This window comes from Adhaeretor mobilis (assembly GCF_007741515.1).
GTDB classification, from domain to species: Bacteria; Planctomycetota; Planctomycetia; order Pirellulales; family Lacipirellulaceae; genus Adhaeretor; species Adhaeretor mobilis.
Window position 1 is genome coordinate 5,578,119 of record NZ_CP036263.1, and the last position, 26,137, is coordinate 5,604,255.

Here is a 26,137-nt window from a genome sequence, read left to right on the forward strand (position 1 = left end):
AGCCGGTTCAAGAAACGTCTTCAGCAGAGAGATCGGATATAGAGTCTTCACGGGTCTCAACACGGGGCTCTTCGGTGGACCTCTCACGGGTCGTACCGAAGTCAGCAAAATAGTCGGCCCCCTCAGGTCGGGGACGATCAATATCATCGAGCCGAGTGAGCAGCCGCTCGCGATCTTCTCGGTCGTGAATCTCTTCATTCACGAACGCTGCGAACTGGGCAGTCGCTGCGGCCAGATCGCGGGCAGTGACCGTCGCCGCCTTCCGCGCGAAGCGTTCCGGATTGCGGCGCTCAAACCACCAGACGCTCGCCCGCCAGTTTTTCGAGTCTTTCACCGCTTCGTGAATCGTGTTCATATAGCTCACCTCCGCATTGGCTTCCGCTTTGCGCAATCGCTTGCGAAAAGCCGTGTCACGATTCAGCGCATCCCGCAACTCCACCTGTGTGCAATCGACATACAGGCAAGCAGTCTCCCGATCGCAACCAAGCAGCGCGATGCGGCAGACTTCCTCTTGTTGGTCGGGGGTGAGAGGCATTGCGGTTTTGTGTGTTTGGGTCTACTTGCTGTCATTCCGAAAGGAGTCGAACGACTGAGGAATCCGGTTTAGAGCTCGGTTGATATTTAAGCTGTATTCCTCGTTCCCACGCTCCTGCGTGAGAACGGGATACCTAGCCGCTCCTGCGGCGATCCTGTCTGTGCTGCATTACTCGATTGCAGTGTTAGCTGACAGCGATAACGACGCGGGAGCGTCTGGAACTTGCGTTCCCACGCAGGAGCGTGGGAACGAGATAGGAAACAATCGCTCAACTCCCTTGGTACTCAAAACTCACCACGGCGCGTCCTGCCGAGCTACGATATCCGGCGCTAATCCGCGATCCGTGACGTCTACCCAACTTGTTCACGCTCACCGCCTTCCAAAGTGACGAGCTCCGACAGTGACGAATCAGCGAGGGGTGACTACTGGTGATGTTCACACGATGGCCCAACTCACGATGCAGCGAAGCGACTTCCGCCAACACGCGCGTGCCGATACCCATGCCTTGAAAATCAGGCAACGTGACAAGACGCGTAAAACGACGATGCGCTCGCCGACCGATCACCGGCAATGTCGCAGCGAAGGCGACGGGCACTCCGCTCCAAGTGGCCAAGTAGCAGCGTGCGACCCGGTTGAGCGAACCGCTCAAATAGTGATGACGCGCAAAGGGTTCCCACGCAGCCAACCCGCAGCGATGGATTGCCAGCTCAAGACGTGGTCGCCGAAGCCGCCTCCGGGTAAGTGTGCCAGTGGCCATGTCCAACACCCAATCCGCCTCCAGCCACTCGGCCACATCGTAGTGGCAAGTGACTGCCACGAAGCGCGGCAAGCTGCCTCGCCGGACGCCTTTGGCAATGGCCGTCGAGCAGGCTTTCGCCACGTTGCGATCCACGACGCTAGTGAATTCATCGAAGATTATGGGCGCTGGTTGGTGGGCGCTAGGCGCTGGTTTTACGGGTTCAGAACATGTACGGGCAGGAATCTGAGAACTAGCGCCTAGCGCCCCACAACCAGCGCCCAGTGCACTCACCAAATCGCAACGGAATTGCTCGCCGTTGCTCAACACGGCATACGGCTTCACCCAAGAAGGGGGCGAGCTGAACCCCACGGCAGTGAACAGTTCGACAACGCGCTCAATCGGCAGATGCTCGAAGCAGTCAATCACTGCGCGATCGGTTGGCCAATCAGCGCGTTGGTAGAGTTGCTCTCGGTAGGCAGCCCGCGCGACGGTACTTTTGCCGCTCCCCGAGGGGCCCACGATCAGGCCGACTTCCCACGGCTCTTCTAGCTCTGGTAGTTCGACGGAGAACGACTCGTGCGACTGCGCCTCGAGCGGCACATCGAACATGCCCGCGACTTGCTGCACGCGAAACGATTCGAACACCGGACAACTCACGCTAACGTCAACACGCGGCATCGTCGGCCCTCCTTGCACATGGCTTCGTAAACTGCTTGCTGTTCCTGCTCGTCGTCGCACTCGACGACCACTTGGTAACTCTCGGAGATGGTTTTCTCAGGCACCTCTTCCGCAGCCGCCAAAGCGGCTGCGGCCGTTTGGGTTGCCGTGCCAACTTTGGCGATCATCTTTTCGACTTCCGGCTCTTCGAATTGTGCGTCGGAGATCAAGTCGTCGAGTTGCTCCGAATCAACGCCTGCCATCGCGGCGAGCGGATCGTGGGTGAGCAAGATCTGCTCCGCTTCTTGCTCGTTCACGTCGAGCACCAACACGGGTACCTCGGCATCAGGAGTCGTCTGGGCGCGGAGGTGTCCGTCGATCAACTGCAACGTGCCATCGGCAAGCTCACGCACGAGCAGCGCATCCGCGTAGCCAATCTCCGCCAGCACCCCCCTCATCGCCGCTTGCTGCGCCGGCGGATGTGTGCGCCAATTCCTGGGATGCGCCCGCAGCACGGCCGCCGGCACACGACGCAGTCCTTTGATTCTGTCTCGGTATTGCATTCGTTCCTTTCTCGTACCCACGCTCCTGCGTGGATACGGGAGTTCCAGCCGCTCCGCGGCATTGATGTTCGGAAAAAGTTAAGTATTTTTGCAACAAACGCCGCGGAGCGGCTAGTTCGTGCGTTCCTACGCAGGAGCGTAGGAACGAGAATTCGACTGCGGTGAGATCACTGCCGCGATTCCACCCGCACCGACGGGCGCGTTTGTGCGTGGATACCGTCGACCACATCGTTGAGCATGTACCCCGCGGCCGCACCCAGTAGCGCGACGAGCGTGATCCACGTGCGTCGGAAAATGCTGATCCAACCCACGACGCCCAACTCGCCACCGGTGCCGCGCAGCGTATCTTCGATATTGCGAATCATCTGGTAATTCTCCTTGATATGCCTGGGCACGTTGCCGGGCAGTTCCGAGTCGTAACCCAACTCGCTCTGCAAGTAGGAAACCACGTGAACAAGTTGCGGATCGGGATCATTCATGGGTCATCTCTAAGAGTGTCACTTCGAAGCGAGCCGTAGATAGGTCGAGTTTCACGAGGCGTAGCAGCAGTCAGGCTTCAGACTTCAGACATCAGGGTTGCCAGGGAGGCCTGAAGCCCGAGGTCTGACGCCTTCGATTCCGGAAACCCGGTTACCACTCGATTCAGCCTCGCGCCGCGGTTCCACTGGCCGTCTCGCTTCGTAAGTTTGGCGAGTCCGTCGGGCCGAGTGGTTCCTCAGTCGGTCGCACACCGGCAGCCATATCAACGCGATTCGCATCGCCGGCGAACGCTTTCAGGTACTCCAGGGTTTGCACGTAGCTGCCGTACATGCGCATCGAGTCTTTCACATAGATAAACGTGCTGCGAAATCGGCTTTCCAGGCGGGTCCAATTGACGATTGCGCGATCCAGCGCTCCCAGCAAGATGAGCGCGTTCTGACTGCGGAAGTTCAATTGGCTCGAAAGCGGAATGTTCGGATCGCTCCCGTCGAGCGCCCACGGCAAAGCAATCAGCCCACCGGGAGCCTCCTGCACTTCATCACCTCCGAAAGGCGCCGTCGAACCGAGCAAGGTCTCCTGCGAAGAGGTCGCCCGTTCGATCAAATCGCCTAAAGGCGCGCGCTCCGGATTGTAGGTCACCCGCCGTCGCATGCGATCTGCGGCAAGCAAGTGCTCGACATAGTGCTCCTTCGTCGTGTCATCGAGCCCGCCGCGTACGCCGAACTCGTCGTTGGAAACGATCTCACTACGAAAATCAAACAACGGCCCGAGCGCCGCCACGATGTGTAAATTGCGAATCTCAGAAATCGCACGACGGAATTGTTCTTGGCCTGGCATTTGGGGAATCTCCAATTGGGGAAAGGTTGTTTAACGGGGAAAGACATTGGGTGCGTAAAGGGGGAAGGCGGAAGGAGGAAGCACAGGTGGAAACTCACTCGGCGAATTCCGCCTTCCGCCCTCCCCCTTCCGCCATAAACTGCGTCGGCGCGACATCGTTGAAGCGTTCACGTAACTCGCGTCTCAAATCGTCCGCGAAGTTCGCGTGCTCCACGTTGCTTTCGGCAATCTCGTCGAGCCGGTCGAGTGCAAGGCGTCCTGCAAGCGCGTCTTGTAACGGGTCACGTCCTTCGAGTTGCGAAAGTCGTAGAAGTTGACGAGCTTCACGATCGTCGCGTTCGATGGGGCTGGCGGTTTCGATCTCGTGGCTTTGCTCAGGAAACGAAGCCTCCGCGGCAGCGGTTGCCTCCCGCGACTCCTGATCGCCAACAAGTTTCATGCCCTCACGAGCGTTTGAAGACATTGCACGTCTCGAGCGCCAACCCCGCAGTCCGAAACCTGCAGCCCGACTCTCTCGCCGCTTCCTCCTGCAACCCAGCCACCAACCGCCCAGCGTTCCCGCAGCAATCGCCGCCCAACCTACGAAGTGACCAAGGCGACCACCCTGATTGAAACTGGCTGGACGCTCGCCACTTGGAGCCAACGCCGGCGGTGCCGCAACGTCAGCCGCGCCGCTTGCCGGTTTCGCCGCGATACGTGCCGCGTCACGCTCCAAAGCTTCCAATCGCGATCGCAACTCTTCACAAGCACAATCTTTCTCTTGAGGAACCACCGGCGCCGCAGGTCCCACGGGAACCAGCGGCCTTAGCGGAACCAGCGGCTTTACTCGAACCAGCGGGCAACGCCCATCCGGGCAGTTCGCTCTCGGGGCAGGAAGTGCCTTAGGGCTCACCGGACGCCTAGCAGTCACCCGCGCAAAACGCTGCCCAAGGGTGCGCTGCAAGAAACGTCGCAACGGGCGGCCAGAACTCGCATAGGTCACCCCGTCGGCTGTGCCCCAAATGACAGCGACCAGCTGCCCGCGCGCATTGAACACGCCGCCCCCCGAATCGCCAGAGCGCACTCGCCCGCGCATCCGCAGACTGGTTCGCCCAGCGCTGACGGTTTCGCCGATCAGCATTCCACTCGCGCACTCGTACTTTCCTGTGGGTCCGTAGCCGCAAGCGATGTAACGTGCCTGAGTGAGCGACGCCAACGAAACGGGAGCCGCCTGCTGCGCCGGCTTGGCGATTTCCAGCGCCGCCAGATCGGCCTCGCGATCTTTGCCGATGAGAATAGCTGCATATTTCTTGCCATCGCTAAATCGCACCGTCACTTGCCCCGTGCCTTCGCTGAACAAGTGCGCGCAGGTGAGCACCAACCCATGCTGCCGGTTCTCAGTCACGTCAATCAACGTACCGCTGCCCAGGTTGGCAGCGCCGCCGGGAAGCTCGTTCACCACGCGACAAACAAATCGCTGCGACGCGATGAGCTTCGGCGATATCGCAAGCAAGAGAGCCGTCATTAGCAATGCGATTAACTTATTCATCGCGTCCCCCCATTGCTCACTGTTTCGCGTTGCGCGGTACCGGCAGGAACCAACGTAAACCGATACCGATAGAAGGGGCTGCGCGCGAGATCTGCCGGCTCGGTAAGTCGGTCTGCCAAGTGCGGCACAGGATCGACGCCGCCAGCCAGGCGATCGGCCATGGCACACGCTTGGCTACAAAATGGCGGGCGATCCTGAAGAAGACGGTCTTCGGTTTCCGCATGGATGAGAAATCGCCACACGGGCAAGTGACGCAGCGCCGCGGCGAGCACACCGCCGTAACCATAGTCACAACCGGCCAAACGGCGCATGAACTTCGCAGCGCCGCGCCGATTGTACTGTCGCCAACGACCTGCGGGGTTGGTTTCAAACACATCGATCGCGCCCGGGTACTTGGCAACTTGCGAGGCCAACGTGACCGCCCTGCCCCCTTTCAGTTCGCGCACTTCGCAGCAAAAAGCATCCCCGCCCCACCACACGACGCGGGCTGCATGGGTGTACTCACTGCGTCCGGCCACGCCAATCAAGCGCGACACGAGCCCCCGCCCGCGAAACAACAGCAAATCGCCATCGCGAATCTCCGCGGACGCTTCGTCAATAGGAACCAGGCAACGCATCGACTCTCTCCTTGTAGGGTCCGCTGTGCGGACCGAAATGAACTGACAACACGGCACCCATCGCGTCGATTTGGCCCGCACAGCAGACCCTACGCGCACGAAAAAAGCCCGACGTCGGCAAACGTTGCCGACGTCGGGCTCAAGGCGGATACCACGGTTACTCAAGAACCAGGGCTCCGACAGATACCTTCATGTCACACGAGCGATTATAGAGAGTCGTCTGGCACAATTTCTATAAAGAAGTTGGGGGATCGGTTCTTATTGCCTACCGTCAATTCGTAGGGCATGTCGAGTGGAACGAGGCGTACCGAAGTCAGGCTTCAGACTTCGGTCCTCAGGGTTGTTATCGAGACCTGAAGCCCGAGGTCTGAAACCTGAAGCCTCTGTATCGTGAAGCTCGGTACGCCTCGCGGAGCTCGACATACCCTACCAAGTTCTTGGCGGTTCCAACTTCTAGCGCCGGTACTGCGCCTGCTGTCTGCTGCGGCTGGCGACTTGGCCGGAGTAGTCGCGCTCGTACGCGCTGAACTCGGCCCACACAGGCAAGTGGTCGGAAACCATCAGAGCTTGCTCCTGGGTGATGTTGAACTGCCGCACCATGTCGAACACGCCGCTACGACCGGTGTACTCGGTGGTCGAGGGCTGATGAATCACCAGATTGTCGTACAACTTCGTCTGCCGCGTGTTGGTGAAGACACCTTTAATGAGCGGGTAGACGCCAGGGATTTGCCCCAGGCGGCTGCTTGCGAGATCGCGATCATCGGCATTCCAATCCCCCAAAGCAATCACATCGTCCTCGTTGCCACCAGCCCGCCGCACCACGCGGTACACGTCGGCCATGGCATCGACTTCCTCATCGGCCTCGTCCGGGTCGGTGTGAATATTTACGAGCGTGAACGAAAACGCACTATCGGGGTTCAGACGCGTTTGGAAGTGCGCTACCAGCGGTTCTCGATGCAGCACGTTGTCTGGATCGCTCAGCGTGTAGACGCTGGAACGGTCGACCATGATCTTGCGTGTGTCAAAGATAAAAGCGTACTGCTCGGTCGAACGCGTGTTCCCAATGCGAGGTCCGGTCACATGGTCGTACTGCGCGCCGCCCGAGTTGATGAGCCTCACGAAATTGGGAATATGGTAGTCGTCGCTCGTGCGTATTTCTTGAATAGCCACGACATCGAACTGCCGGACGATTTCTGCAAGGGTGCGAATCACTGCACCGTTTGCTTTCTCAACTTTCGCCTTGCCGAACACTTGAATGTTGAACGACGCGATCTTGATGGTAGGCCCTTCGTCAACACGAGGGATTGAACCACCACTCCCAGAAGAAGCGGGACGGTAGATCGGAGGCGATGGCGTGCTAGGCTGTTGATAGACCGGCGGAGCAGGTTGCAACGGTGGCGTTTGGCCCTCCGTCCAGCTGCCTTGTTGCGGGTAATCTTGCTGAGGATACGAATCTTGCGTGTGTTGGTTGCTATAGGGCCTACTAGGATCTTGAACACCGGCATTCTGCGCATCGCGCGCAGCGCCAGCCATGTCTTCCAAGCCGCCACCGGTGAGGAACACCCACACCAGCCCACCCAGCACACCAAGAGTTCCTAGAGATAATAGCCGTTGCACTGCCCGCTCCTTGGGCGCCGTCGCCAGGGTTGTGTGGGTCCATCCGTGTGATCAGCGCAGCCGCAATGAAACTCCCGCGCCGAGAGGGGGCGAAGATTACCGCAAGAGCGAATTATGTGCCAGAGCGATCCGGCCGCTTGCGGCTTAGCTGTTCCCTGAGAGCTGTTTGCCGCAGTGCTACGTATCTCAGGACTGTGTGCGCCTTGCTAGCAACTCGGGTGGCATCGGCAACTTGTTGCCTATGCTTGGGGCGCCTGCCTGTTGCTTAGGGACGATTCGGAGGAACGACAACCCGCATCGCCACAAGGGTAGCAAGCTACCCATGCCACCCATTGCGATGATCAAATCCCTCACTTCGTCGCTTCGCGCACCAAGTGGGCTAGCTCGGGGAGAATGAGCTTCTCGGTGGCCAACCTCACCGCTGCCGTCGAGCCGGGCATCGTGAGCACGACGGTCTGATCCACCAGGCCGCCAGTCGCGCGGCTGAGCATCGCCGCGGGACCGATCTCTTCGTAGCTCAGCACGCGGAGCAATTCGCCGTAGCCGGGCAGCTCTTTGGTGAACACACCCGCCAGCGCTTCGGGCGTCTGATCGCGCGGCGAAATGCCCGTGCCCCCGGTGAGCAAAATCGCGTCGATATTCTCATCAACACTGAACTGCCTGACGGCAGCTGCTAGCAACTGCGGATCGTCGGGCAGTATCTGTCGAGCTATCACTTCGTGCCCTGCCCCGGTAAGCAGTTCCACGAGCATCGCCCCGCCGCGATCGGTTTCCAACGTGCGCGTGTCGCTCACCGTGATCACTGCGCAGGCAACGCTCTCGGGCGACTGTTGGCGATGCAACTTCACTGTGGGGCTTGAGTAGTCGGGCATACGATTGTTTCAAAATACTTTTGTGAACCTATTCCCTCGTAGGGAAGCAGCGATTCCTACTTGCCTAGTCAACTACGACTCAGTCTACATCTCTGCGGTCACTGCGTGGGGTCCTATTATAAGAGCATTCGCAGTCAGGCCGCTACTTTCGTGCCATCTTTTGCCTACTCCAGCCGCAGATAGGGACTATAATTGCCAGTGACAGGAAATGTCAGTTCCGGGCCACGTCCACTCATTCACACGTCTTACTCCATGCCCCGCCTCGCCCTTACCCTTGCCGTTTTGCTAACCTTCGTTGCTGGACACCCGGCCTGCGCGGATGTGTTTCAGCTGAAGACCGGCGGCGAGGTGGTCGGCACGCTGGTGGCTCGTGGTGAGCGCGACGGCTATGTGATTCGCACCGTCGAGGGGGCGACGCTCACTCTGTCCAAGTTAGACATCACAAAAATTGTTCCCGAACAACCTGAGTTGGCCGAATACCAACAGCGCAGCCGCAGTGCGCCCGACACGACAGACGCTCATCGCGAGTTGGCCGCCTGGTGTACCGAGCACAGGCTGCAGGACGAGGCGAAGCACCACCTGCGCCGACTGTTAGAGCTCGATCCCACCGACCAAGCAGCCCGGCTGAGTCTCGGATTTCAACGACACGGCAATCGTTGGATGTCGCGAGAGCAAATCATGCAAGAGCGCGGCATGGTCCTCTACGAAGGCAAGTATCGCACTCCCCAAGACGTCGCCCTGCGTTCGATGCAACAACAACGCGAACAGGCTGAGGCCGATTGGTACGGTGATTTAAAACTGTGGAAGGGTTGGTTGAACAACCGCCGGGCTGAGCGCGTGCAAGAGGCCGAGCGGTCCATTGCCGGCATCACCGACCCGCGGGCTGTGCCGGCACTGTTGAAATGGTTGGAGAATGAGCCGGACGAATGGACGCGACGCTTGCTGTTAGAAACCATGCACGCCCTGCCCCACCCAGATGTCGTCAGGAAACTCGTGCAGCTTTCGGTAGAGTCCAACGACCCCGAAGAGCGCGTGCTGTGCTTAGACTACTTACTGAGGCTGCCCACGCCGGTGAGTCTCACGCCCTACGTGAAGTATCTTACGAGCAAGAAAAGCGATAACGTGATCGTCAACCGCGCGGGCTATGCTCTCGGGCAACTGGGCAACAAGCAAGCGATCAGCCCGTTGATCGATCGGCTGATCACGCGCCACAAGTATCGCATTGGCCCCGAGGATGAGCCACAAATTAACGCGAACTTCTCGCCGACAGCTGGCGGCGGCGGTGGCGGTCTCTCGATGGGCGGTAAGGGACCTAAGTTCATTACCAAGGACCACAACAATCTCGAAGTCCTACGGGCATTAAGTGCGCTCTCAGGCGGCCAAGACTTTGGCTACAACCAACTCGCCTGGCGCCGCTGGTTTGTCAACGAGCAACAGTACGAATACTACAGCTCCCGACGGGACAAGTAGTTCTGAAACTGCCAAGAACTTGGTAGGGTATGTCGAGCTCTGCGAGGCGTACCGAGCTTCACGATTCAGAGGCTTCAGGTTTCAGACCTCGGGCTTCAGGTCTCGATGACAACCCTGAGGACCGAAGCCTGACTTCGGTATGCCTCGCTCCACTCGACATACCCTACCAAATAGCGGTTCAAACAAAGGCTTCCTTCATGAGCGATAAACCCACTGTGGCGATTATTGGCGCGAGCAGCGATCGCAGCAAGTTCGGCAACAAGAGCATTCGCGCGCACTTGGCGCAGGGCTACGAAGTGTTCCCTGTGAATCCCAAGGGAGGCGAAATCGAGGGGCTAACCACCTACGCTTCCATTGCGGACGTGCCGGTCGAGCAGCTCAATCGGGTGAGCCTCTACGTGCCGCCGAAGGTTGGCGAGAAACTCCTGCCAGAGATTGCCGCCAAGGGGTGCGACGAGCTGTGGCTTAACCCGGGCAGCGAAAGTGAGCAGCTCGTCCAAGCCGCCCGAGACGCCGGCCTCGAACCGATCGTTGCGTGCAGCATCGTCGACGTAGGTGAGTCGCCAGGAAGCTTTGGCGATTGAAGCTATTGGATGAAAACCAGGGAGGTTAGAACCACAGAGGGCACCAAGAGCAGGAAGATTTGATCATTGCGCCGCAGAACAAGTTACCTACCTAATTACTCTTAGTGCACTTCGTGTCCTTTGAGGTTCAATCCATTCCGTGTTGCAGCGATCGAGAGAATATGCACCGCCAACCACTTCTAGATCTACTTACGCAGTACGAGCAGCAGTACTCCGAGGAGAGTGCCGTTGTCGCCCAGATTCGCGCGTTGGTTGAAAACGCTGAAGATTGTTTTGACCGGACTTGCCGGCCGGGTCACATTACGGGTTCTGCCTGGGTGATGAGTACCGACCGCTCGCGCTGTCTGTTGGTCCATCACGGCAAGCTGGTGAAATGGCTCCAGCCGGGCGGGCATGCCGATGGCGATACCGACGTGGCCCGCGTAGCGATGAAGGAAGCTGCCGAGGAGACGGGCCTGCGTTCGCTCATGCTCGCCGACTTGCTGCCGCTGGATGTGGATGTTCACGTGATCCCCGAGCGGTGCGACGTCCAGGGGCAACTCATCGAAGACGCCCACGAGCACCACGACATTCGATTCTTGGTGCTGGCCAGCGAGAAGGAAGCGCCAACCGTCAGCCATGAGTCCCGCGACGTCCGCTGGTTCACTGAGGCGGAGTTCCGTGAGATCACCCAAGAGGAAAGCGTGCTGCGCCTGTGGCGCAAAGCAGCTGCGTGGGGCTGATTGGGTGTTGGCCTGATGCAGAGCTGCAGCGACAGGAGAGGACTGACCGGATTACCGGATAGGCCAGATCAACCAGAATAGGTTTTGGGAGACGGGATTTACAGGATTCACTGGATATTGTCCGCGGCCCTCGACAGCTACGCTCTAGATTTGGCAAACCCCTTAACTCAGGTGGTCCCTAGTCTCATTCAAATCTCGTTGATCTGGCTTATCCTGTTATCCGGTCCAATTCTATGCGACTCTGCGTGAGACTTTAGAGACTTCAAACTGAGATTGGCAACGACTACAATCTGCAGTGAGTAGTCCGTTCTAAGAATAGGGGAGGGTTTCGAGATGGCCGGTGGTTTTGGGACAGTAAAGATTGATCGCAAGGATTTGCCGGAGGGTGAGTCGTTGTGCGAGTATTGCACAGCTAAGTGTTGTCGTTACTTCGCCATGCCGATCGAAACGCCTGACACGTTCAAAGAGCTGGAATACCTGCGGTGGTTTCTGCTGCACGAGCGCTCGAGCGTGTTCAAAGAAGACGACGATTGGTACCTATTGGTCCACACCGTGTGTAAGCACCTGCAAGACGACAACCGCTGCGGCATCTACGAAACACGACCGCAGATCTGTCGCGACTACACCACCAAGAACTGCGAATACGACGACGAATGGACCTACGATTTTTACCTCGAAACTCCCGAGCAAGTTTGGGAATACACCGAGGCAGTCATTCAAAACAAAGGCGACAGCCTTCGTAGCCGTAAGCCCGAGCTGCTGCCGGTCCTTTGATTGACCGGTTCGTTGGATCGGATGACTGGAGGCGCCGGATCGAGCGGATGAAGAAACATCCTGTTGATCGTGTCAATCTTGTCTCGTTTCATTCCCTAGCTCGGCACTTTCGAGGGGACAGAAATCCGACAAGAATTGCCAACTCTACGGACGGCTTATTGCAGGTTTCTTACGGTTCGGACCATTAGCCATTGCCGGCATCTCGTTTTCTGGACACGATTTACTGGATCGACTGGATCAGCAGAGCTCCCGTCGATCCTATCAAATCCAGTCCTCCGGCCATTTCTTTCTCATGAAGCGAGACAATCATTACGAAGCGGCGTTCGAGGCGTACTTGCAACATCGGCAAGTGGCCTACGTGGCGGTCGATGAACAGCGGCGCAGCCAAGTCGTCGGGGGGTCGCTCAAGAATGCCGACTTCCTCGTCACCCCGTCCGCCGGCGCGACGCTGTTGGTCGACGTGAAGGGTCGACGGTTTCCGAGCGGGCAAACGAGCCGCCAGTACTGGAAGAATTGGTCCACTTGGGACGATCTTCACAGCCTGGCAAGTTGGCAGCAGCGGATTGGTACGGGAGCGGTGGCGATGTTTGCGTTTGCGTATCACTTAACCGAGGAGCGCTCGCCCGTGCCACGGCAGCAACTGTTTCAGTTCCGCGATCGCTGGTATGCATTTCTGGCCGTGCGCGTGGCGGATTACATCCAACGCATGAAGCCGCTCTCGGAGAAATGGCAGACCGTGTCGATGCCCGTGGCAGACTTTCGAGCCGCCGCCGTACCGTTTGACGATTGGCTTGGGCGTAATGCCACGGTGCCTCGTAGAGACGCTGAGAACTGACCGGATTACCGGATCGGATCGGACCGGATCGACCAGATTGAAAGTGATCCTGTAAATCCTGTCCAGAAAAACCTCTGCCGAGTATTGCTTGGCAACAGCGCTCAGGTCAATTAGGCTAAAGACTTACGAAGCTAGACCACCAATAGCGAGCGCATCATGGCTTGGGGAATTCTACTACTCTGTACCGTCTTAGGCGCACTGGCAGCGTATCGACCGAGCAAGCGCAAGAAAGACTTCCAGCGCCCCTCGGATGCGTAGCAGCAAACGACTTGCCCGCTTTGGTGCCAAGAGCGAGTTCCCCGAGCAATCGGGCGCTGAGTTCGGAAACCGCCAAGGACGCAAAGCGCGCCAAGTTCCTCGCCGCGGCGAAGGAACGTAGAGAGTCGGGACACACAACTAACTCTGACAGGAGGAAGCGGAGTGGACTTGCATTAACACTCAGTTCCCTCTGTTACCTTCTGTTCAATAAAAAGATTTTCAGAATCGACTGGATAGGTAATACACACCTAATCCTGTTCATCCTGTAAATCCTGTCTCGTTCTTTCTTTGCGTCCTTCGCGGTTCCCCTGAACTCTCCAAAGAAGCATCCAGCAATCTAGAATTAGGCAGCATGCCGTTCGCTGGGCACGTAGGCGATGCCAGAGAATTCGGCCAGCGCTGCGATCACGCGGTCTTGCTCACGGCGGGTCAATTCTGGGAACACGGGCAAGCTCAGCACTTCTTCAGCTGCCTGTTCGGTGACGGGCAAGCTGCCCTCGGCGTAGCCCAAGTTCAAGAAACACTTCTGGCGATGCAACGGCACAGGATAGTAAATCGCCGAGCCGATTTCACGTTCTTGCAGAAACGATTGCAGCGCATCACGACGGCCACCTGGAACGCGGACAGTAAACTGGTTCCACACGCTCGTGCAACCCGGAGATTCAACGGGCAAAGTCAGGCTAGCACCGAAACTCTGCTGATTGAAACCCAATCGATCAAACTCGTTGACATAATGGTCTGCATGACGTTGACGACTGGCGGCCCAATCATCCAATCGCGGAAGCTTGACTCCCAGCACGGCTGCTTGCAGCGTATCAAGCCGACTGTTCACGCCGACCAAGCTGTGATGATAGCGCGGGCGTTGGCCATGATCGCGAAGCACGCGTAACTTGTCGGCAATTTGTTCGTCGTCGGTCGTGAGCATGCCACCGTCGCCAAAACCGCCTAGGTTCTTCGTCGGATAGAAAGAAAAGCAGCCGATCTGGCCCAAACTGCCTGCCCGTTTTCCGTGGTAGTCTGCTCCGATCGCTTGGGCTGCATCCTCGATAATGGGAATGTCGCCACAAGCCTCGCTCAGCGCGTCCATCTCTGCACACTGTCCGAATAGATGCACCGGCAGCACAGCCTTTGTGGCGGAAGTGATTTTCTTGGCCACCTCGGCTGGGTCGAGATTAAACGTATCGGGCAAGATATCCGCAAACACGGGCGTCGCGCCCAATCGCCAGACCGCCCCGGCAGTCGCAAAGAAGGTAAAACTGGGCAGAATCACTTCGTCGCCAGGACCAATCTCCAGTGCCATCAAAGCGAGCAAGAGCGCGTCGCTGCCGGAGGCACAGCCGATGGCGTACTTGCTGCCACAGTACCCAGCAATCGCCGTTTCCAAGTCACCACAAGCCGGGCCATGCACGAAGGCACCGCTGCGAGTGACTTCAGCGAGAGCCGCATCGACCTCCGCCTGCAGAGGCTGGTTTTGACGATTCACATCAAGCATCGGAACAGGCTGATTGCTGGTGGTTGTGGCGCTCATGAGGTTCTCTTCCTAATTGATTCGACGCTCGCGTAGGGTCAGGTGGAGCGATTCGTCGCGAAGATTAGAAATTCACCGCAGGAGGGTCAACGCGAATGCTGCGAAGGGCACCGCTTTTTTTGACGAAAAGATCGCAGAGGTCGCAAAGAAATGCCAAGAGGTTGCGTAGCGTGCTAGCATTGCCTTCCGTACGGCCATGCACTGTGCGGCGAAGAATAGGGCCACGGATACAAGTGGAGCAGTCAAAAACTGACAAATCATCACGCCGAGTCACAAAAACCAGAGTGAGAGACTCCACGACTTCAGGGCTTCTGCCCCATCAGTTACACATGAATCGTCCGCACATTCGAAAGCATGAGCTAAACCATGAGATCGGTTAGCCGCGACACTTCGTCCGGCATGCGGGCTGCCTATTCAAACGGCTTGCTCGGACAAGTGTCGGGGCCGCTTGCGGCAAGAGGCCTACAAACGCTGCACTCGACCCCCGCACCCTCTTGTGCTGCGCACACCGACACTTCTCCCTTGCAGCACTACGAAGAAAAGAAGCGAAATGAGGAGAAAGTGTCGGTGCTTCCCCAGATTATGGAGTTGTGTGAAAAGACACGGCTCCCGCCGATTCTATGTCCTTAACAGCAAGCCAACTACAAAGCCTGCAATGCGGCAACGATATCGGCAGGCTCGGCCCGTTTGGTGTAGTCCGCATCGAGAAACGCGTAGCGGATTTTGCCCTCGGTATCGACTATGTAGACGGCAGAGAGGGGCAGTTCATAGGAGTCGTCGCCGTTGTATTCCTCTAGGGTGCCACGTTCCTTGTACTTCTCAGCCACTTCGGGCGGCAACTTGTAGACCAAGCCGAACTTGCGGGCCAGTTCGTTTCCAGGATCACTGAGAACCTGAAAGCCGATGCGTAGCTTTTCCTGGGTCGCCGCCGCCTTGGGGGGAAGTTCAGGTGTCAGAGCAACCACCTTCGCGCCCAGTCGCTTGATCGTTGGCAACGAGGACTGCATCGCTTCCAGCTGCAAGTTACAGTAGGGGCACCAGCCGCCGCGATACCAGACCAACACGACAGGCCCCTCGGCCCACAGGCTGCTCAGTTCGACCGTTTCCTCGGCGGGACTCTTGAGCTCGCCACCGGGTGCCGAGTCGCCCACCTGTTTGGCGCTTTCGGTGATGCCCGAGTTGGCAACTTGCTGCATGCCGTCGGCATAGATCTTCCGAATCTCCTCGGGAGCCTTCTGGGCGAAACCGGCTTTACGGGCGGCCAACTTTTCTGACAAGTTGGGTAGAGCGTCTGTGGATTCTGCGCTCGGAGCGTCATCTTCCTGCGACTTCTCCACCGAATCTGCTTGATCATCCCTATCCGTTTTTTTCTCCATGACTTCCTCGGCAGAGATGGGATCCGCGATCGTTTCCTCAGCAGGCGGCGGCTGGGGAATGGGCTCCTGACAGCCGGCACAGAAAAGCACGAGCAAACCGATTAGTAGTGCCTTTACGGGATGACTATGGTCGGGATGACTGTGGTCGGGGTGCCTCTGGTGAAATTTCACAGCTCGATTCCTCAATTTTGATCAGGTGGGGAAAGGTGGGAAACTCAACAGAACAAATTGCCCGCCAAACCGCAAGCAGGTTCTCTCTTGAATTGACGCCCGAGGATTCCTGTACCCTTTGTGTTATACGAAGTGCGTCGAAACAGTTTTTCAAGCACATTCTTGCCGTAGTCTTGCGTAAAGACTTGTACCACGCCGCGAGCACGGGATAATCACAGATCGTGCGGGCTCGGCTCGCGGAGGTAACCTGTTGGCAATCGTCTGTGGAGTAAAAGCAATGAATATCAAAGGAAGAATGCTTGGCTTGGTCCTATTGTCCTGTTCGGTCGGCTCAACAGCCGTTGCCCAGATGGCTACGCCGTCTGCGGAGCACAAAAACTTGGCCGCCGAGGTGGGTGTGTGGGATGCCAACCTGCAAATGTGGATGGCTCCTGATGCCCCACCAATGCCGAGCAAAGGTGTTGAAACCAACAAGATGATGGGCGATTTTTGGATCATCAGCGAGTTTAAGAGCGATATGGGTGGCATGACGTTTACTGGCCACGGTCAGCACGGCTACGATCCGGCTAAGAAAAAGTATGTGGGCACATGGATCGATTCGATGAGTCCCTATCTCTCTACGCAGGAGGGAGAGTTCGATGCCAAGTCAAATACGCTAACTCTGCTGGCTACCGGGCGCAACATGATGACGGGCGAAATCGAGAAGTCGAAAATGGTGAGCAAATATATCGACGAGAATACGAAAGTGTTCGAGATCTACATGCCCGTCGAAGGTGAAGAAGGTAAGTGGTGGAAGTCCTTGCAAATCGACTACAAGCGCCGTGCCAAATCCGACGCGAAGCTTCAGTGACTCCTGCCTAGCTAACCCCCCAGCAGAAGGCGCGAGGACAACTAGACGGGATGAACAGGATCGATTCGGACGTCAAAATCCAGTCGATCCTGTGAATCCTGTCTCGCTTTCTAAAGCGGCTCATACTCGCCTGCGAGTTGCCCAGTGCGCTCACGCGGCCATGCTTCTAAAGTGGCGCCCGCTTGCCATTGTTGGATGAGAGCCTGTCCTAAAGGCTTGCGACCAGCCTGGAGATTCGTGACGAAACTTGCATGCGTGCGTCCGGCACGATAGTCGGGCATGCGTTTGGGAGCTGCCAGCAGGCGAGCGATTTTGCTGAGATCGAAGTCGTAGAGTAGCGTGCCGTGGTAGAGCAGGTGTCGGCGTTTCACACGCAGGCTATTGCCGGAGAATTTCAGCGATTTGCCGCCAGCCTTTTCGAGGCTCAAGTCGCTCGTCCCCGCGCGCTGCACGGTCGTAGACTCCGCAGGGGAGCTTGTAGCGAGAACTTGCCTGACCGCGGCAGCCGTGCGATCGAGAACATAACGATGGGCCGCGTCGATATTGATTAAACCCGTATCGATCCGTCCAGCATCAACCAGCCCCGAGGCCTCCCCACTGGACAGCCGGGATTGTTCCAGCACGACGGAGAACATCAAACAGCCTGGTCCCACCAACACAACGCCGCCGCCGCTACCCCGACGAAAGATGCCAACGCCTTCTTCCTGGCAGGCCGCCTGGTTTACCTCCGCCAGGTCGGATGAGCGTCCCAACACGACAAAGTCGTCAGCCGATTCCCACAGCCGTAGGACCTCCCTTCCCTCGCCCTGCTCTGCTCGTTCAAGCAGTGCTTCGTCCAAAGCCAGATTGGCGGCCGGGGTGTCGAGGGTGAGTTCCAGGAGCTGCATGTTTTGACAAGTCTTCTTGAGAACCACGAATCTTACGAATTACACGAATGCTGGGCCCTCTCAAGAGCATCCATCTGGGAGTCCCAATTCGTGTAAATTCGTACGATTCGTGGTTAAGGAAATAAAAGCTCTCCTAATAGAGCAAACGAGGTTGGGAAGCTTGGTGGTTGAGAGCTATCCGGTGGACGTTTAAACTCAGGGATTCGCTGCCACCCATTCTTCCCACCAGGCATAGTGATGTCTTCCAGTCTACCTTCTCCCTCATCCTCTGACGAACCGCCTGCCGGATCGGTTGCAGCCGACGATCTGCTCCCACCGGTCGAGCCACCCAGTGCGAAGTTTATCATCCAGCTGTTCGTCACCCCGATGATTATCGTGGCCTGCGTCGTGGGCGTGTGGCTGTTAATCCAATGGCTAGCCAATTCGGGCGGAGAAGACCCCGACAAGATTGTGGCTGCGCTGCGCAGCTCCAACCAGGCCCGTTTTCAACAGGCGGAAAGGCTCAGCCACATGCTGCAGGCTGAGGGGCGCTATCCGGAGCTTAAGACGAACAGCAAGCTGCTAGGCAAGCTGGCCGACTTGCTCATTGAGCAAGTCGACGCACCCGGCGAAGGCGAAGGGGATATCACGATGCGGATTTTCCTGGCGAAGTCGCTCGGCGAATTTCACGTTGACGACGGCCTGCCTGCGCTGATTGCAACCGCCCAGCGAGACAAGGAGCGAGACGTGCGTCGCTTTGCCGTCAATGGGATTGCCGTGCTGGCGAGCACCGTGCCCGATTTAGATCGACCCGAGTTACGGGAGCTACTGCGCTCGCTTGCCGATAGCGACGACCAGCTACTGCGCAGCGAAGCAGCCTTTGCTGCGGGCGTCCTAGCAGCCGCACCGGAGGCCAATGCCGAGTACCGCGAATTACTGGCCGCCCTCGCTGAAGACTTCTATCCCGACGCGCGCTACAACGCCGCGCTGGGACTGGCCCGAGCAGGCGATCTACGAGCGGTGCCTGTTTTGCAGGAGATGCTCGACCTCGAATCACTCTCGGCCAGCGTTGAGAGCGAGGAGGGCGTGGGCGACCAGGCAGACCAGGACAAGAGTGACTTGCTCGTACGGTTGAGGAAATCGAAACGCGATACTCTCCTCAAGACGACCCTCCGAGGTGTCGAGCTGTTGTTGGAGAAACATTCGCCGGGCGATTTGTCTGGATTGAACGATTCGCTCGATCAGTTCCTCACACAGGCCGGACAGCTCGAGGAGCCCCAGCTGGTGCCGAATTCTCTGCTAGAGAAAGCAGAGCAGCTCAAATCGAAGTTCGAGTCGAGCGCCCCGTGATCGAAACCGCTTCGCGGTAAGACAGTACGGCCCACGATCTGACAACCTACTACGCACCCGCGTTAAACTGTACCGCTTCTATCAGCTTTGCCGCTGCGCTGTTGCGTTTTCTCAACATCGCAGCCGGTTTTCTCTTGAGCTCAGCCCGGGTGTCGAGTCCCATAGAGGGTGAGGCTCAAAGCGAGTTCGCACTAGAAAAGCAGCGTGAGATCGCCAGACCGACCTGCTAGCATCGCAAATTTTACTTAAAGAAATTTGCCTTGCGCATGTTTGTCCGCAAGACTTGATCTGATGAGGGGGAAGCTCATCTTGCCAGGTTCGCGTGCGCGCACCGTGGTTGCCATGCATGGCACCTCTATGGCTAGTAGCGTCTCCTCACGACTTGTCCTTCGTATTGGGTGAAGAAAACTATGAAACGTCAAATCACAAGCCTGTCTCGGTACTGCTCTGCTTTGCTCTGCGCTTTACTGTTCGGTGCGGTCTTCGCACTCAGTTCCTCAAGTCCCGTTGTCGCTACTGCACAAGAATGCGACGCCTGTGGAATTCAGACCTATCGCGTCGAGTGCCAAACGGTTTATGAAGAGAAAGAAGTCACCGCCTATCGCATGGTGCCTGAAACGGTCTACGAGCAACGGCAAATCACGCGCCGCGTTCCCGTTTGGGAAACCCAGACACACGAGCGACGCTACACCGTCTCTCGCCCGGTGCGCGAAACCAACTATCGCGACCAACGCTATACCGTGCAACGCCCGGTGTGGGAAACTTATGTGCGCGATTGCAGTTATAACGTCACGCGCAACGTGACCGAAACGCGCACCCGCCAGCGTCGTTACACCGTGCAACGCCCGGTGTGGGAAACCAGCGAGCGCGAGCAAAGCTATACGGTCATGCGTCCGGTTCGTGAAACAATCGAGCAGGAACGCCGCTACACGGTCATGCGTCCGGTCGTGGATTATGTAACCCGCTACGTCGACCAAGGCTGTTATCAAGATCAAGTCGTAGTCTCCGCACCGGCCACTCCGCCACGTCGCGGGCTCACGTGGATGCCTGCTCGTTCCGTCGTGAACCCAGCCGTCGGCTTCACCCAAGTCCAACGTCCGGGACTGGTATGGGCCACTGTGCAGGCTCCACCGCAGCAACAAGTTCAACGCGTTTGGAAGCCAAACGTCGTTCCCGTTCGCGTACCAGTAACTCGCTACTGCCCACAAGAAGTCGTCCAGAAGGTGCCCGTAGAGGTGTGTCGCCAAGTTCCGCAACGCATGGTGCGTAAAATACCCGTGCGGACTTGCCGCATGGTGAGCGAGGAACGCGTTGAGAACATCCCTTACACAGTTTGCCGCCCCGTGACCGAGCGCGTCGAGCGAAAGGTTCCCATGAAGGTGTGCCGCATGGTCACCGAAGAGCGTGTCCGGCGGATTCCTGTAACGACTTGCCGCATGGTGAGCGAAGAGCGCGTCGAGCCCGTTACCCGTCGCGTCTGCAAGATGGTAGAGAAATCAGAAACTATCCAGGTAGCCCGCCGTACCTGCCGTCGCGAAGAGTACACCTACAAGGTCCGCGTTCCGCACACCGTCCGCTTCCGCGTGCCGATCGAACAACCCTCCTGCAACAGTTGCACCGCAGACGCTTCGTCTTCGGACGACAAGCAGGACGAAGCCCCGTCCCTCGCCCTCGCCAAGCAGATTGCCTGGTCAGATGACGAAAACGAGCGCGGCTAAGGGGTCAGGCCTCAGACTTCAGGTCTCCGTCGCAACCCCGGAGTCTGAAGACCGAGACCGTCCTACCCCGCTCTCACGTTTTGCCCTCCGCGTGGGACATTGCCTCCTGCCCGACGCGGGTGTCTGGCAAAAGTCTCTGGCAAGACCTTGAAACCACAAAAGGCACAAAGAGCACTAAGAATAGTGTTTTTTGCAATCATCGTTTGGCTAGAATCTACTGGAACGAGCTACTTGAATTGGGGTATTCAATCTAGCTAATAGCGCAACAGGGGTTGATAGGGCCACAATCCTGCAGCACATCTGCACAGCCCGCGATTCTTGGCTTTTTCTTCAGAGCTTCAGACTCAATTGTTTGTTCTTGGTGCTCTTGGTGGTTCATCAATAGACTTGCCATTATTTTTGCCACACACAGACGAAGCTCATTGTTGACACTTCGAGTCAAGAACTAGAGACTATCGGATCCGCTCCTGGTTCCTTCTTTCGTATCGTCACAGTGTCATGTCGCCTTCTCAACCAACTCTATTCGGCGAATCTCAAGCGGACACCAACCTGAGCGGGCTAAGCACGCCAGCGATGTTAGCCGAACTGCTCAACGTACCGGTCGTGGCCGTGCGGCGCTGGCATCGGCGAGGCGCGTTGCTGGCGACCTGCACGATCCGCAAGCTGCCGTACTTTGACTTCGCAGAGGCGACCATCGCCCGCAAGTTAGCCAGCTTAGTTCACGCGGGGTGTTCGCTTAGCGAAGTCGATCGCAAGTTGGACGAGCTGGCCGCCAGTCTGCCGGATTGCCGGCGACCTCTGGCCGATCCGACCATCGTCGTCCACGGCGCGCAGCTGTTAGAGCGTCGGGGCGAAGAGCTGATACAGCCGGGCGGGCAGTTATTGCTGGAGTTCGAGCAGGAGTGCGCGTTATTCATAGCCGAGGAGCCGCTCTCAGACGAAATCATCGCATTCCCCGTCTCGATTGAATCGCCCAATCAACAACTCAACAAACCCGACAGCCTTCAAGCACCCCTAGCTGCTTCCAAAGATTTGGGGGATGCGCTGCGTGAGGAGCTGCTCCAGCAAGCAGTCGATTTTGAAGTCGCAGGCGAATTCGCGCAAGCGACCGAAACCTACCGTGCATTACTGCTTGCCGGAGCCAACGATGCAGAAGTACAGTTTGCCCTCGCGGATGTCCTGTTCATGCAAGGGGACATTTCTGCCGCCCGCGAACGCTACTACATGGCACTGGAACTGGATGAAGAGTTTATCGAAGCACGCTTAAGTCTCGGTTGCGTGCTGGCGAGTGCGGGCGAAACCGAGCTGGCGATCGCCGCCTTTGAGGGGGCACTTGAGCTGCATCGCGAGTATGCCGACGCCCATTTTCATTTGGCCAATGCACTCCAGCAAGCGGGGCAAACCGAGCGGGCCAAGTCGCATCGGGAAACCTTTTTGGAACTTGCCCCCGAGAGTCCCTGGGCCAGCTCGGTGCGTGAGCAGCTACAGACATAACGGTTTGGTAGACCTTGCTGCCTAGTGGAGAAGTTCTCCCCGCTAGCTCAAATCCTTGGCGTGCTTGCACTGTCAGCTCAGCTGTTTATGCTTATAGCTGGTTCCTACGCGTCTCTCCGCACATTCGCTGATGCCCGACATCCTTTTTCACTACGAGCGCGTCAATCCCAGCAGTTGGGCCTACTTGTCGTCGCTGTTGATGTTGGCGTTATTCTTTAAGTTCAATCGCATCTGGAGTTTGCGGAACATCGACTTGTTCCTGCTGATTGCTCTAGCGCCAGGGCTGTTGCTGGTGCAGTACAGTTTCGAGAACGTGTCGGCTGAGAATGCTCTGCCGATTCAGAAACTGGGATTCATCTGGCTGTTCGTCGCAGAGCTATTGCTCATGCTGCGCATGTTGATGGATCCGGCGCTGCTGCGCCGCCCGCTGCTGGATCCCAATTTGAACACTCCTGGCCTGTTGTTCCTGGGCGGTTCGCTGCTGTTTTTCTTGATGGCCAATGTGGTATTCGGCAAGCCAAGTGCAGCCGACCTTTCCCCAGCCCAACAAACCGCTAGTGCTGCCGAAGAGGCTGAGCAAACTACGAGTACCGAGCAGGCTCTGACTAACGATACACCGACTGATCCCGTCACTGCGGATGCCGCCACAGAAGCTACCGAAGAAGTTGCCGATGAAGTTGCCAACGAGGTTGCATCGCCCGACACGTTTTCCACGGCGGCTCCCGGCTTCTCTTTACTGTACCGACTGCCACGGATCACCACGCAAACGGTCATCCGTCAAGGACAACAGGGCGAACGCCCTTCGGCCGAACTCCCCGAAGCCCAGCGCGTTGCCCAAGCGACCGCCCGCGTGATGGCGATTCTTTCGCACTTTTTGATCGTCGTAGGATTAATCGTCATCGGCATTCGTCATTTCGAAAACCCGGCGGCCGGCGTAGCGACCGCCACCATGTATCTCATGCTACCCTACACGGCACTGTTCACCGGTAGTGTTGCCCACGCGCTACCCGCTTCGCTGTTGGTGTGGGCGGTGGTACTGTATCGCCGGCCGACCCTCGCTGGCATGATGATCGGGATGGCCGCCGGGACGATCTATTATCCGGCATTCCTGATTCCGCTTTGGTGCAGCTACTACTGGGCCCGTGGAGTGAAACGCTTTATTACGGGCATGCTCGTCACCCTTGCCGTGTTGGTCATCACCCAAGCCGCCACTGCCGAGAGTTGGGGTCAGTTCCTCATTCATGTGCGTTTGATGTTCGGCATCCGCTTGCCGATTGAAGAGGCCGAGGGGGTGTGGCAATTCTGGAGCTTCTGGTATCGCATGCCGATTCTTGCCGCGTTTGTGGCCCTGGCGTTTAGCTTCACGGTCTGGCCGATGCGAAAGAATCTCGGCTCGCTCATCTGTTGTTCAGCCGCACTGATGCTGGGCGCCCAGTTCTGGCACGCGCAAGGCGGCGGACTCTACATCGCCTGGTTCCTACCACTGGTGCTACTAGCGATCTTCCGCCCAAACCTCTCCGACACAATCGCCGCCCGTATGGTGCCCGAAGGTTGGTGGCAACTACGCCTGCGTAGATTGAATTCGCAAGCCGAGAAGCAAGCCACGTAGATACAAGTCACGTAGGATACTGCCGAGCCATTGGAGGACTTCAGATTTCGGGCTTCAGGATTGCGATACAGTCCTGAAGTCTGAAGCCTGACTCCTGGTATGCCTCGCGGAGCTCGGCAGTACCCTACAGAAACTTCCAGAATCTAGCCGCAAGTTCATTCGCAAGCTCAGTTCAGCGGGAAGACGCCCACATCTTCGCTGTTCAGATCGATCAGTTCTCGCATGGCTGCTTCCTGGTTCTCAATCGTCTTCGCAGCGGAACCCTGTACGCGACGATCAGCAATACTGTGGGCCCACCACGGTGCTTCCGTCTTGATTTTCTGAGTGAGCTTGAGCGTTACCTTTGTTTGCTTGTCATCGCGCGCGAGGGTTGTACCCATTTGGTAGTCGAGCAACTTTTCGCCCGGCTTTTTCAAACGCACTTGGGAGTCGATCTCGTCAGGTGTGATTTTCACGACTTGCTGGAGCTTCACCTCATTTTTGCCGATGTACTCATCGGTCGTGCGCACTTGCAGTTCGCCGGTCAGGTCAAGCTTATAATCCGACTCGCCCGCGAGCATCTTAAGGATCTTCCCCTCGCCCACCTTCTCTTCCCCAAGGTCCAGATCGCCTCCTTCCCAATGCTGGCTGATAAACTCGCTATCGCCCCCCATGGTGACAATCTCCTTAGCGGCATTCGTGCGCACCATAATCTTACGCACCTTGGTAAAGTCCTCGGCAATCGTGAAAGTGCGCTCGGCCGTCTGCTGCGTGACGTACTCGCCACGAATAAAAAAGCCTGCCACGACCGCAATCACGAGCAAGGCAAAAACAATAAGTAGAATCTTCTTCATAGCGATCTCATTCCCAAGAACGAATACATAACAGGGCCGCCCATTGTAGCACCCAAGGTGAAGCAGAACGACCGGCTCTGCAGGCATGCTGGGAGTTCCCCTCAGCAGAGACGTCCAAGACGCTGTTTTTCCTAGTTTCGCACTACGCGCCCTAGGGCCAAGTTCGCACTCTCCAGCTGGATGTCTCCGCGTGAGACTTACGGCGACGCACTGGGCAGGCTATGTTGGGCCACTCCGCCCCTCTCCCCGCCCGCCGCCCATGGTCCCTGCGTATCTGCGAATTCCCCTGCTCAAGGCGGCGATTGCGATTCTCCTCTTCGGCACCGTCCCCGCGGCCCTCAGCCACGTGAGTACCGATTCGTTTTCGCTAGGCCTTGTGCGACTATTGGTTCCGGCGATTGCGCTCACCGCAATGCTGGCGGCCGCCAAGCAACTCCATCAGGTTGGCCAACTCACGTGGACCCAGTGGAAAGTCGTCATCACCATCGGCCTACTCTTTGGCCTGCACTGGCTGACTTATTTCTTGAGCATCAAGGAGGGCAGCGCCGCGATCGGCGCCATCGGCTTCACCACCTACGGCGTGCAGATTCCCCTCTTGGGCTGGCTGTTCGGTTTCGGACGCCCGTCGCTCCGCACCTTTGCGGCGCTCGGTTTGGCTCTCTGCGGCGCAGCATTTTGCGTTTTGGATAGTCTCACGGAAGTGCCGGCACTCTCCTCGACTGATCAGCCCAAGCAACTGGGAGCCTGGATCATCGTGGGCGTTCTCAGCGGTACAATCTACGCCGCGTTGCCGCTACTCCATCAGCGCTATGCAGAGATTCCCAACGCTGTACGAACCTGGGGGCAGTTCGCCTTTGCGCTACCTGTGTTCTTGCTAACCGCACCGCTGGCCGAATGGAACTTCCCGGTCGATCAACTGTGGCTAATCGTGTATCTCTCACTCGTGATTACCCTGGCAGCGCATTTCCTGTGGATCCAAGCCGCCACGGTGCTACCGATCTCGATCACTGGTGTGCTCGCCTATCTCCAGCTGCCTACTTCGCTCGCGTTCGCCTGGCTGCTGATCGACGAGCCGATCACGCTCTCCATGCTTTTCGGCGCAGCCCTCGTTATCGTCGCCAACGCAATGGCCATCAGCGATCGACCGAACTGAAGAACAAATAGGGTGACGAAGTGGTAGGGTATTGTCGAGTGGAGCGAGGCGTACCGAACCTCAAGGCACCAGAGACTTCAGGCTTCGGGCTTCAGGGTTGC

The 26,137-nt window shown here is 57.7% G+C and carries 25 protein-coding genes; 12 read left to right on the forward strand and 13 right to left on the reverse strand.

What is annotated here, in order from left to right; genetic code table 11:
* Positions 1 to 7: 7 nt before the first annotated feature.
* The 9 genes from HG15A2_RS21960 to HG15A2_RS22000 form a co-directional block, all read right to left on the reverse strand.
* Positions 8 to 535, reverse strand: coding sequence for a hypothetical protein (locus HG15A2_RS21960; protein ID WP_145063354.1), 528 nt, complete (start codon positions 533 to 535; stop codon positions 8 to 10).
* Positions 536 to 803: 268 nt separating this feature from the next.
* Positions 804 to 1,952 carry a GNAT family N-acetyltransferase gene (locus HG15A2_RS21965; RefSeq protein WP_145063356.1) on the reverse strand — a complete coding sequence of 383 codons (1,149 nt, stop codon included), beginning with the start codon at positions 1,950 to 1,952 and terminating at the stop codon, positions 804 to 806.
* Positions 1,928 to 2,494 carry a ParB N-terminal domain-containing protein gene (locus tag HG15A2_RS21970; RefSeq protein WP_145063358.1) on the reverse strand — a complete coding sequence of 189 codons (567 nt, stop codon included), beginning with the start codon at positions 2,492 to 2,494 and terminating at the stop codon, positions 1,928 to 1,930. Before HG15A2_RS21970 ends, HG15A2_RS21965 begins: the two co-directional genes overlap by 25 nt.
* A 167-nt stretch (positions 2,495 to 2,661) precedes the next feature.
* Entirely contained in the window at positions 2,662 to 2,973 is a 312-nt protein-coding gene (locus HG15A2_RS21975; protein ID WP_145063360.1) for a hypothetical protein, read from the reverse strand.
* A 163-nt stretch (positions 2,974 to 3,136) separates the two neighbouring features.
* Entirely contained in the window at positions 3,137 to 3,811 is a 675-nt protein-coding gene (locus HG15A2_RS21980) for a hypothetical protein (RefSeq protein WP_145063362.1), read from the reverse strand.
* A gap of 94 nt (positions 3,812 to 3,905) precedes the next feature.
* On the reverse strand, positions 3,906 to 5,339 hold the full coding sequence (locus HG15A2_RS21985; protein WP_145063364.1) for a S1 family peptidase: 1,434 nt from the start codon (positions 5,337 to 5,339) through the stop codon (positions 3,906 to 3,908).
* Positions 5,336 to 5,956: a hypothetical protein gene (locus HG15A2_RS21990; protein ID WP_145063366.1), complete on the reverse strand. Its 621-nt coding sequence runs from the start codon at positions 5,954 to 5,956 to the stop codon at positions 5,336 to 5,338. The genes HG15A2_RS21985 and HG15A2_RS21990 overlap by 4 nt, the downstream gene beginning before the upstream one ends.
* Before the next feature lie 453 nt (positions 5,957 to 6,409).
* Entirely contained in the window at positions 6,410 to 7,573 is a 1,164-nt protein-coding gene (locus HG15A2_RS21995) for an endonuclease/exonuclease/phosphatase family protein (RefSeq protein ID WP_145063368.1), read from the reverse strand.
* Between the two features lie 350 nt (positions 7,574 to 7,923).
* Positions 7,924 to 8,445, reverse strand: a complete 522-nt coding sequence (locus HG15A2_RS22000; protein ID WP_145063370.1) for a MogA/MoaB family molybdenum cofactor biosynthesis protein — start codon at positions 8,443 to 8,445, stop codon at positions 7,924 to 7,926.
* Between the two features lie 252 nt (positions 8,446 to 8,697).
* Between HG15A2_RS22000 and HG15A2_RS22005 the strand changes: the two genes are divergently transcribed.
* From HG15A2_RS22005 to HG15A2_RS24915, 6 genes are all read left to right on the forward strand, one after another.
* Entirely contained in the window at positions 8,698 to 9,915 is a 1,218-nt protein-coding gene (locus HG15A2_RS22005) for a HEAT repeat domain-containing protein (protein ID WP_145063372.1), read from the forward strand.
* A 197-nt stretch (positions 9,916 to 10,112) separates the two neighbouring features.
* Positions 10,113 to 10,499 carry a CoA-binding protein gene (locus HG15A2_RS22010; RefSeq protein WP_145063374.1) on the forward strand — a complete coding sequence of 129 codons (387 nt, stop codon included), beginning with the start codon at positions 10,113 to 10,115 and terminating at the stop codon, positions 10,497 to 10,499.
* A gap of 161 nt (positions 10,500 to 10,660) precedes the next feature.
* Positions 10,661 to 11,221, forward strand: a complete 561-nt coding sequence (locus HG15A2_RS22015) for an NUDIX hydrolase (protein ID WP_145063375.1) — start codon at positions 10,661 to 10,663, stop codon at positions 11,219 to 11,221.
* 333 nt (positions 11,222 to 11,554) lie between these two features.
* Positions 11,555 to 11,995 (forward strand): YkgJ family cysteine cluster protein, encoded by a 441-nt coding sequence (locus HG15A2_RS22020; RefSeq protein ID WP_145063377.1) that lies wholly within the window; start codon positions 11,555 to 11,557, stop codon positions 11,993 to 11,995.
* Between the two features lie 292 nt (positions 11,996 to 12,287).
* On the forward strand, positions 12,288 to 12,830 hold the full coding sequence (locus HG15A2_RS22025) for an HYExAFE family protein (RefSeq protein ID WP_145063379.1): 543 nt from the start codon (positions 12,288 to 12,290) through the stop codon (positions 12,828 to 12,830).
* Positions 12,831 to 13,080: 250 nt separating this feature from the next.
* Entirely contained in the window at positions 13,081 to 13,209 is a 129-nt protein-coding gene (locus HG15A2_RS24915) for a hypothetical protein (protein ID WP_261342142.1), read from the forward strand.
* Positions 13,210 to 13,431: 222 nt separating this feature from the next.
* Here the strand turns inward: HG15A2_RS24915 and HG15A2_RS22030 are convergent, their stop codons facing one another.
* Both HG15A2_RS22030 and HG15A2_RS22035 read right to left on the reverse strand, forming a co-directional pair.
* The gene (locus HG15A2_RS22030; protein ID WP_145063381.1) at positions 13,432 to 14,616 is read right to left on the reverse strand and encodes a DegT/DnrJ/EryC1/StrS family aminotransferase; all 1,185 of its coding nucleotides are present in this window, start codon (positions 14,614 to 14,616) and stop codon (positions 13,432 to 13,434) included.
* A gap of 641 nt (positions 14,617 to 15,257) precedes the next feature.
* Complete coding sequence (locus HG15A2_RS22035; protein ID WP_246117826.1) at positions 15,258 to 16,163, reverse strand: peroxiredoxin-like family protein; 906 nt, start codon at positions 16,161 to 16,163, stop codon at positions 15,258 to 15,260.
* Positions 16,164 to 16,440: 277 nt separating this feature from the next.
* Here HG15A2_RS22035 and HG15A2_RS22040 point away from each other — a divergent pair, with 277 nt between their 5' ends.
* Positions 16,441 to 17,013, forward strand: coding sequence for a DUF1579 domain-containing protein (locus HG15A2_RS22040; protein ID WP_145063383.1), 573 nt, complete (start codon positions 16,441 to 16,443; stop codon positions 17,011 to 17,013).
* Between the two features lie 110 nt (positions 17,014 to 17,123).
* Here the strand turns inward: HG15A2_RS22040 and HG15A2_RS22045 are convergent, their stop codons facing one another.
* The gene (locus tag HG15A2_RS22045) at positions 17,124 to 17,900 is read right to left on the reverse strand and encodes a lipoate--protein ligase family protein (RefSeq protein ID WP_145063385.1); all 777 of its coding nucleotides are present in this window, start codon (positions 17,898 to 17,900) and stop codon (positions 17,124 to 17,126) included.
* A gap of 237 nt (positions 17,901 to 18,137) precedes the next feature.
* Between HG15A2_RS22045 and HG15A2_RS22050 the strand changes: the two genes are divergently transcribed.
* From HG15A2_RS22050 to HG15A2_RS22065, 4 genes are all read left to right on the forward strand, one after another.
* Positions 18,138 to 19,229 (forward strand): HEAT repeat domain-containing protein, encoded by a 1,092-nt coding sequence (locus tag HG15A2_RS22050; RefSeq protein ID WP_145063388.1) that lies wholly within the window; start codon positions 18,138 to 18,140, stop codon positions 19,227 to 19,229.
* Positions 19,230 to 19,639: 410 nt separating this feature from the next.
* Positions 19,640 to 20,947, forward strand: coding sequence for a hypothetical protein (locus HG15A2_RS22055; RefSeq protein ID WP_145063390.1), 1,308 nt, complete (start codon positions 19,640 to 19,642; stop codon positions 20,945 to 20,947).
* A gap of 498 nt (positions 20,948 to 21,445) precedes the next feature.
* A complete protein-coding gene (locus HG15A2_RS22060; RefSeq protein WP_145063392.1) occupies positions 21,446 to 22,441 on the forward strand; it encodes a tetratricopeptide repeat protein in 996 nt (331 codons plus the stop codon).
* A 130-nt stretch (positions 22,442 to 22,571) separates the two neighbouring features.
* Positions 22,572 to 24,050 carry a hypothetical protein gene (locus HG15A2_RS22065; protein WP_145063394.1) on the forward strand — a complete coding sequence of 493 codons (1,479 nt, stop codon included), beginning with the start codon at positions 22,572 to 22,574 and terminating at the stop codon, positions 24,048 to 24,050.
* A gap of 167 nt (positions 24,051 to 24,217) precedes the next feature.
* Here HG15A2_RS22065 and HG15A2_RS22070 read toward each other — a convergent pair whose 3' ends face one another.
* Positions 24,218 to 24,883: a hypothetical protein gene (locus HG15A2_RS22070; RefSeq protein ID WP_145063396.1), complete on the reverse strand. Its 666-nt coding sequence runs from the start codon at positions 24,881 to 24,883 to the stop codon at positions 24,218 to 24,220.
* Between the two features lie 259 nt (positions 24,884 to 25,142).
* Between HG15A2_RS22070 and HG15A2_RS22075 the strand changes: the two genes are divergently transcribed.
* Positions 25,143 to 26,036 (forward strand): DMT family transporter, encoded by an 894-nt coding sequence (locus HG15A2_RS22075; RefSeq protein ID WP_218932175.1) that lies wholly within the window; start codon positions 25,143 to 25,145, stop codon positions 26,034 to 26,036.
* Positions 26,037 to 26,137 lie beyond the last annotated feature (101 nt).